At 58.5% G+C, this 1,408-nt stretch carries 2 protein-coding genes; both read right to left on the bottom strand.

Annotation, left to right across the window (positions count from 1 at the left end):
• Positions 1 to 514 (bottom strand): flagellar transcriptional regulator FlhC (gene flhC, locus G3N93_RS40235; protein WP_206135549.1); only part of this gene is annotated, 514 nt, incomplete at its 3' end.
• 92 nt (positions 515 to 606) lie between these two features.
• The gene (gene flhD, locus G3N93_RS40230) at positions 607 to 927 is read right to left on the bottom strand and encodes a flagellar transcriptional regulator FlhD (RefSeq protein ID WP_011350590.1); all 321 of its coding nucleotides are present in this window, start codon (positions 925 to 927) and stop codon (positions 607 to 609) included.
• Between the last annotated feature and the right edge of the window lie 481 nt (positions 928 to 1,408).

Genomic DNA, 1,408 nt, shown 5'->3' with positions numbered 1-1,408 from the left:
CCTTGCGGGTCTTGCCCGCGCGCGACGGCGGCTGGCAGAGGCCACAGACGAAACCTTGATGCGGATCATGCGCATGCGCGACGAAGTGGCCGCCGCAGCGCGTGCACGGGGTCATCTGCAGCATCCCCGAATCGAAGAAGCGCACGAGCGTCCAGGCGCGCGTGAGACTCAGCGCGGCCTCGTCGCCGGACAGGTTCACGTGCTCCTGATAGAGCCGGTACGCCTTCACGATCGACTGGATCGGCTCGCAGCGGCCGTGGTCCTGCATGAACCGGTAGATGTTGTAGAACAGCGACGAGTGGATGTTCGGCTGCCACGTCATGAACCAGTCGGTCGAGAACGGCAGCATCCCCTTCGGCGGCGACACGCCCTTCAGTTCCTTGTACAGCTTGATCAGACGGTCCCGCGACAGGCTCGTCTCCGCTTCCAGCAGTTGCAGCCGGGCGCCCAGTTCGATCAGTTCGATGGCGAGGGTGATTTCCTTCACCTCGATCACGACGCTTTTGCTTGCCATGGTGATAACCGTCCGCTTGACGTTATTCGGATGGATGGCCAATACGCTGCCCACCGGCGCGGCACGCCGGGACAAACGCAAGGCGGGATGGATCAGCGGACGCCTTCGACCTGCTGCCCGGCCATCAGGATGGCCGAGTGGGCGTGCGCGACGACATCGCTGCGGCCCTTGTCGGCGAGCGACGAGAGCAGCGCGTGATCATCGAAGCGGAAGCGGCACAGCATCTGGTTCGACGCGGCAAGCTTCACGGTCTGTGCGAGCGTGAGGTTGGCGAGCACGTCGGCGAGTTCCTGGGAAATTCCCATGCGGAACATGCCCATCGCTTTGTCTTCCCGCAGCAGGCGTTGCGCGAGGAGGAGGTACGACAGGTTGACCTCTTTGATCTCACTGAGCATTTCGCTGGTAGCGCTCATGATTCCCCCGTTAAAGAGCTTTGCTTTGGCCATTCGTGTTATGAAAACGTTTGCTCGATCAGGGCGCTCTTGGCGCTCAGTCGGCTCGTTTATAGTCTTACAGGGCGAATTTTGGCCAAACGGCATTTATGCCGGTATCAGCGAAGTGGCGTATGCCATGCAGGATTTCTCTGTAAACCGTGTAGGAATTTTTCCGACAAGGCGAATTGAAAGGTGCAAGCGGGGAAGCGTGTGGCAGCAAGGATTCGGCTGCGATGGGTCCGATGGCCTTCAAGCGGTAATCGAAGGCTTTCCGGCAAGGCTGCCGACAATCGGATCGGTAAAAATTATAGTGCTTTTTCACGATGACGCAACAATAGTTGCGTCTATCTCCATTCCTGTTTCCACGCCCTTTTTCTCGGGGTTTTCGCGTATTTCATCGTGTAACAAGCCTTAAGTGTTTGAAAAAACACTCGAACCCCTCGGGGCGATATCGATAATG

This window comes from Burkholderia sp. Se-20378 (assembly GCF_017104665.1).
GTDB lineage: Bacteria > Pseudomonadota > Gammaproteobacteria > Burkholderiales > Burkholderiaceae > Burkholderia > Burkholderia lata.
This window is presented reverse-complemented; position numbering and strand designations above follow the sequence as displayed.